The sequence below is a fragment of the Consotaella aegiceratis genome, assembly GCF_036541425.1.
In the GTDB taxonomy this organism is placed as follows: domain Bacteria; phylum Pseudomonadota; class Alphaproteobacteria; order Rhizobiales; family Rhizobiaceae; genus Consotaella; species Consotaella aegiceratis.
Window position 1 is genome coordinate 1 of sequence record NZ_JAZHFT010000092.1, and the last position, 5,562, is coordinate 5,562.

The 5,562-nt window shown below is 65.0% G+C and carries 7 protein-coding genes; 4 read left to right on the forward strand and 3 right to left on the reverse strand.

Annotation, left to right across the window (positions count from 1 at the left end):
* Together SMD10_RS24755 and traA are read right to left on the reverse strand one after the other, a co-directional pair.
* On the reverse strand, positions 1-101 hold a 101-nt coding region (locus SMD10_RS24755; protein ID WP_331688400.1), incomplete at its 3' end, for a helix-turn-helix transcriptional regulator.
* A gap of 130 nt (positions 102-231) precedes the next feature.
* On the reverse strand, positions 232-3,240 hold the full coding sequence (gene traA / locus SMD10_RS24760; protein ID WP_331688396.1) for a Ti-type conjugative transfer relaxase TraA: 3,009 nt from the start codon (positions 3,238-3,240) through the stop codon (positions 232-234).
* Positions 3,241-3,420: 180 nt separating this feature from the next.
* On the opposite strand from traA, the gene SMD10_RS24765 reads away from it, so the two are divergent.
* From SMD10_RS24765 to SMD10_RS24775, 3 genes are read left to right on the forward strand one after another with little or no spacing between them, the layout of a single operon-like run.
* Positions 3,421-3,747 (forward strand): conjugal transfer protein TraD, encoded by a 327-nt coding sequence (locus SMD10_RS24765; RefSeq protein ID WP_331688401.1) that lies wholly within the window; start codon positions 3,421-3,423, stop codon positions 3,745-3,747.
* A 1-nt stretch (position 3,748) separates the two neighbouring features.
* Positions 3,749-4,015 (forward strand): conjugal transfer protein TraD, encoded by a 267-nt coding sequence (locus SMD10_RS24770; RefSeq protein WP_331688397.1) that lies wholly within the window; start codon positions 3,749-3,751, stop codon positions 4,013-4,015.
* 3 nt (positions 4,016-4,018) lie between these two features.
* Positions 4,019-4,210 carry a hypothetical protein gene (locus SMD10_RS24775; protein ID WP_331688398.1) on the forward strand — a complete coding sequence of 64 codons (192 nt, stop codon included), beginning with the start codon at positions 4,019-4,021 and terminating at the stop codon, positions 4,208-4,210.
* Positions 4,211-4,257: 47 nt separating this feature from the next.
* On the opposite strand, the gene SMD10_RS24780 is transcribed toward SMD10_RS24775, so the two are convergent.
* Positions 4,258-4,782: an AP2 domain-containing protein gene (locus tag SMD10_RS24780; protein WP_331688399.1), complete on the reverse strand. Its 525-nt coding sequence runs from the start codon at positions 4,780-4,782 to the stop codon at positions 4,258-4,260.
* A gap of 356 nt (positions 4,783-5,138) precedes the next feature.
* Between SMD10_RS24780 and SMD10_RS24785 the strand changes: the two genes are divergently transcribed.
* Positions 5,139-5,562, forward strand: a 424-nt coding sequence (locus SMD10_RS24785) for a contractile injection system protein, VgrG/Pvc8 family (protein ID WP_331688402.1), incomplete at its 3' end; no start/stop codon positions are given.

Below are 5,562 nucleotides of genomic sequence, written 5' to 3' on the forward strand. Positions count from 1 at the left end.
GGGAAGGTGCCCTCGGCGATTTTTCGGTAGATGGTGGACTTGGACAGCCCGGTGCGGGCGAGGACGGTGTTCATGCGGACAATACGGTCTGGCTCGCGCATGGCTCTTCTGGCTCCTGCTGGTTGTTCCTGAAGGGTGCAGGGACCAGACAGAACGGCGAATTACCGTTGTGCAAGAGCTACTTAGCGGGCGTCGTACTGTGGCGTAGAAGCGGCGGCAAATAGGATGGTCTTAGAGTCCGATCCCGCGTCCCCGTCCCAGGTCGATGCCGTGGGTGAAGGCGAGTTCGGCGCCGAGTCGGCGGCCTGATTCGAACTGAATCCCGAGTTCCAATTTGCGGTTTGCGAGGATGGATTCCAGTTGCGGATCGCGTTGGAGGCTTTTCGCCATGTCTCCCATCGACGAGCGGGTGGCGTTGTAGCCGGACATGTCGCCCGCCTGGTACTGATGCTGGCTGGCGCGGTCCAGTTTCTGCCAGCGCTCCACGAAGCGGTCGGCGCGGCGCTGCGGATCGGTTCGAATTTCCGTTTCGAGCTGGAGGGCGCGGATAGCGCGATTGACACGGCCACTGCCTGCCTCTCGGGCAAGCTCCGGGTCCTTGCCGTAGGCCGCTTCGGCATCGCGCCAGCCATGCGGTCGCACTTCCTCAAAGGCTTTGCGGGCCTCAGTCAGTTCGCGCATTTGCTCGGGGCTGGCCTTAGCGCCGGTATCCTCGGTACTGAATATCCCGTCCACCGCGCGGGCATGACGCTTGAGCGCAGCGGTCCGCGCGCGGCGCATCGCCAATTCCGGATCATCGGCGTCCTCCCTCACAGGCGATGCCGGTTCACGCTGCGGACCCTCCGCTTCCGCTCTTCCCCTTTCCGGCTGCCCTGGGACATCTGCGCCGGGCGCGCCGTCTGCGGGCAGGCGCAGGCCGTCGAACATGCCGCGCACCTTCTCCGGCACCTGCCTGGCGATCTCGATAACCCGTTCCACCCGATCTCGGAAGGTGATGCCGCGCCGCTCGGCATAGCTGTGCACCGGATCACGCTGCTCATAGTCCGACGCCATGTCCTTGGCCCGGTCGCGCGACAGGGTGCGGACGAGCCGGTCCTGACTGGCGAAGTCGTCCTGGCCATAATGCAAGTCCATGCCGTCACGGTGCCGAGACAGGGCGACATAGCTGCCGTGACTATCCAGGCCCGGCGTCGCCAGCACATGGGTGCGGTCCACCGTCATGCCCTGTGCCTTGTGGATGGTCGCGGCATAGCCGTGGTCTATGCGATCATAGTCTTTCAGATCAAACGAGATGCCGCGCCCGTCATCGGTCTGCACTGTCATGCTCTGGGTGCTAACCTGCTCAATGGTCCCGAGCGTGCCGTTCTTCACACCAAGGCCGCGCTCGTTTTGCAGAAACATGACGCGATCCCCGGCGGCAAAGTTTCGCTCACCGCGCTCCACTATGACGCGCACGTCATCGCCAAGATCGCCAGCCTCCCGCATCCGCTCGCGGGCGGCCTCGTTGAGTTCTCGCACCTCGGCATTGGTATGGGTGAGAATGATGCGGCTGGCATCCGGCGAAGCCTGGCGGTCGCGGTCCCAGCGGTCGATCAGCTCGTCGCGCGCCTGCTCGCGGGATGCGGCCTCATGCACCATGTCGTGCGCGTCATAGGCGCTGATCGCCGCGCCGGTCCTCCCGGTCGTCAGATAGCGCGTGGCGTCCCGCTGCCAGTCCTCGCGCTGGCGGCGGACCTCGCCGATTCCCGCGCCACCGTGGCGTTCGTGGATGGAGCGGAAGGCCGCGCCCGCCTCAATGGATTGCAACTGCTGCGGATCGCCGACCAGCACCACCTTTGCACCCGCTTCGGCTGCATGGGACAGGACGCGTTCCAACTGCCGCGTGCCGACCATGCCTGCCTCGTCGATGACAAGCACGTCCCGCGATGTGAGCATGTCGCGGCCCTGTCCCCAGCCATGTTCCATGCTGGCGATGGTGCGGGACGCGATGCCCGATCCGCTCTCCAGATTCTCGGCAGCGATGCCGGACAGGGCGACACCGCGTACCTCGTAGCCCGCCGCTTCCCAAGCCTCGCGCGCCACGCCCAACATGACGCTCTTTCCCGTCCCGGCGTAGCCGACGACGATGCCAAGGTCGCGCCCGTCCGTGACATGCGCAAGCGCATCCGTCTGCTCGCCGGACAGGACAAGGCCGCGCTGTTCGGCGCGCGCAAGTGCTGCCTTTCTGTCCCTGTCGCTGACCGCGTGGCGCTCCCGCTCGGCCATCAATTCCGCCGCGCGATGGAGCCGCTGTTCGGCTTGGATCATGTCGCGGGTGGTGAAGCGATCTTCGCCGCGTCCGTCCTGCCCGAGTTCGACCAGATCGAGCGCATTGCGCATCGCGCCCATCACCTCGTTGAACTGGTCGACGCCGTCGCTATGCCGATGGGCGAACATCGCCATGTCCCGGCGCGTAAACGTCGATTGCTGATGCGTGATCGCGTCCAATGCCAGAGAGGGATCGGCGATGATCCGCGCGCCGTTGTCGCGGGCGATCTCGCGGTGCATCTCCGCGCGGTCGGCGGCCTCGATCCCTTCGCCCCCGGCACTATGTGTCTCGATGCGCTGCGCTGGTGCGCCGATCTGGCTCTGCGGTTCAAGGCTGATGCCCTGCGCCTCCAGGCTGCGATGATCGATGCGGGCGTCTATATCGAGGTCGGCAAGTCGTTCGTTGATGTGCTCGGCCCAGCGTTCCCGCCAGCGCTCGACCATCTCCGTACGGTTCCACTCCCGCACCTTCGGGCCGAAGCCGTTCTCGTCTACACTGCGCATGGTCAGCATGACATGGGCGTGGGGCTTGGGCGTCCCATTCTCGGCCATATCCCAATGCATATTGAGATCGGCGATCATGCCCTGATCGACAAACTCCGCCTGCGCGAAGTCGCGGGCAAGCTCGATGCCCTGCGCCTGCGTCATCTCGCGCGGAAGGGCGAATTCCACTTCGCGGGCAAGCTGGGCGTCCTTCCTGACCTCGAACGCCTCGACATCGTTCCAGAGCCGTTCGTGGTCGCCAAGATGCTCGGGAGCGGAATCGGGGAGCAGCACTTCGGAATGCACGACGCCGCGCTTATTGGAAAAGTCCTGCACACGGTCGATGCGCTCGTCGCGCATCCGCGAGGCCGAGCGGTAGGCGGCGGACGCCACCTCGCTCGATCCAGCCTTGCGGCCGATGACCTTGACATGAAGATGATAGATCGCCATCGCGATCAGCATTGGCACGGAAAAGCGCACGTCGGAACGACGTATAAGCGCGCCCTCCCTCGAAAAAATCTCGGGACGGACCGGGCCGTGCCACGCCATCCTGGCAACAATACTGCGTTCCACCGTCCGCGCAACTACCCTTATCGCATCAACGACTTGCAACCGGGAAAGGACACGACGATGCGGAAACCGAGAGACTATGATGCGGAACTGAAGGCGCTGGAAGATAAGGCGCGGGAACTGAAAACCCGCAAAGTGCAGCAACTCGGCGAACTGGTTGTCGCCACTGGAGCCGATGCGCTGACCGCCGACGAACTGGCGGGCGCACTGATCGCGCTGGCGGAAACCCACGATGCCGGAAAAAGGGAGGCATGGGCCAAGCGCGGCGCTGCGTTCTTTCGCAGCAAATCGCGGCGATCTGCTCCGGCATCTGACCGCGACACTGGCGGCGCTCAAACGCAATCGGGCAGCGCGCAACCGACATCAGGCGGCGCGGGCGCGGCATGATATGCGCACTTGGCAGGTCGAGCGCCGCAAGCGCACCCGGCACCTGATCGAACTCGGCGGCCTCGTCGTCAAGGCGGGCATCGTGGACCTGACTGGAGACGACCGTGCCCTGATCTATGGCGCGATGCTCTTGATGGCCGAGAAACTCAACAGCGAGGACGGGGACCGGGCGCGTGGCGTTTGGACGAAACTCGAGAAGATGGCCTTTGAAGCGGAGCGTTCAGCAGACGCGCATGACAGAACGCAACCGCAGCAGGATCGGGCGTGACCGATGGCGGGCGACGCGGAGACCTCACATATCGTAGCGCAGCCGGGCCGGGTGCGCGGCGTCGAACCGGGCGTTGATCGCCGCCAGTCGTTCGGCGAATGCCTGCTCCTTCTTCCCGTTGCCGGCCTGCGGCCGGACATCGCCGGTGGGCGCCGGCGCCTCGCCGAATGGCGGCGGATCATGCGTTCGGCGTGATCGTCAAAGACGAGATAGCGGGCGGGAAGCGCCTGGAGTCAGGTCTGTCACGATCCGTCGGCTTTGGAGGCGTCGTGATTGCCGAGCCTGTCATGAAGCCGCTTCGCCATGCGGCTCCTGAGCGCCGGATCGTCACCGTTCTCCAGCGCCTGCACCATACGGATACGCTCGGCTTCGGCTGCTTCCTTCGCGGCCTCGTAGCCCAGCTTGGCGACGTTGAAGGTGCGCGTCATGGAACGGCGGCATCCCGTCAACTTTCGCCCCGGCAATTCGATGCGCGCGATCCATGACGCCGACCGGTTCTCCGTTCCCTCGACATAATACACTCCCGTCACCAGCGAATAGGCGGGCCGGTTGCGGCGCAACAGCATGCGCATATCGTTGTTGGTCATCGGCGGCACGACCTTCAGCATCGCGTCCCGATAGGCCCGTGCCACGAAGAGCGCCGGTTCGCGGCCGCCGTAGGTGCTGTCGGTGAATGTCGTCTGGATGGAGCGGCCGCCCCGCGACAGATGGACGACCCAGCCTTGATGACCGTCCTTTCTTTTCGACATGCGGAAGATGGCGTACATGGCGTCGGCTGGCTCTTGACTGTTTTCTGCCCTCTCCACGGCATCGCAGCGTGACTTCGATCGCCCGTCCTCGCTCGGCCACCCAGGCCCTGTGGATCTGGCTTCCGCCTTCATGCCGTCCTTTCCTCGTTCGTCACGTCCGATCAAATAGGCCCGGCCGGGTGCCCGGCAAAACCGAGCAGCGGGGCGCGCGCTAAAAAAAAGGGGGCGTCACCAGCAGCCATGCTGGCGTCAATAAGGCTTGCGAACCATTCATCTTGCCGCCACGATCCGTTGACACACTTACCAATTGTGTTCCCACATGCCAGGATTGCCGTGAGAGCCGGCATGTCGACGACGAGGAGACGGGCATGGCGATGGACGATCTGATGGACGGGATCGAGAGCGGATCGGCTGCCGACTTCATCCAGGCGGGGCGTGTTCTGAAGGTGATCTCGCCGCTCGGCGAGGACGTGCTGTTGCCGGAGCGCGCGACGATCGTCGAAGGCGTCAACGAGCTGTTCTCCATCGAATTGGTGGTGCGGGCCAAGCGCGAGGCGGTGGAGCCGGCCGAACTGATCGGGCGGCGGATCGACGTGCTGGTGGAGATCCAGCAGGGCGCCGGCGAGGAGGGCGGCGGCTTCGGCGGTGGCGGCGGCGAGGATTCGAAACTCCGCCGGCCGTTCAACGCGCTGGTCACCGATCTCGACGAGGGGCCGATGGTCACCCGCGGCGTGCGCTCGTACACGCTGACACTGCGGCCCGAGATGTGGCTGTTGTCGCGGCGCTCCGACTGTCGCA

Excerpts from the sequence above, each read along its gene's own strand:
- traA (WP_331688396.1), bottom strand. The coding sequence starts at position 3,240 with ATGGCGATCTATCATCTTCATGTCAAGGTCATCGGCCGCAAGGCTGGA.
- SMD10_RS24765 (WP_331688401.1), top strand. The coding sequence starts at position 3,421 with ATGCGGAAACCGAGAGACTATGATGCGGAACTGAAGGCGCTGGAAGAT.
- SMD10_RS24770 (WP_331688397.1), top strand. The coding sequence starts at position 3,749 with ATGCGCACTTGGCAGGTCGAGCGCCGCAAGCGCACCCGGCACCTGATC.
- SMD10_RS24775 (WP_331688398.1), top strand. The coding sequence starts at position 4,019 with ATGGCGGGCGACGCGGAGACCTCACATATCGTAGCGCAGCCGGGCCGG.
- SMD10_RS24780 (WP_331688399.1), bottom strand. The coding sequence starts at position 4,782 with ATGTACGCCATCTTCCGCATGTCGAAAAGAAAGGACGGTCATCAAGGC.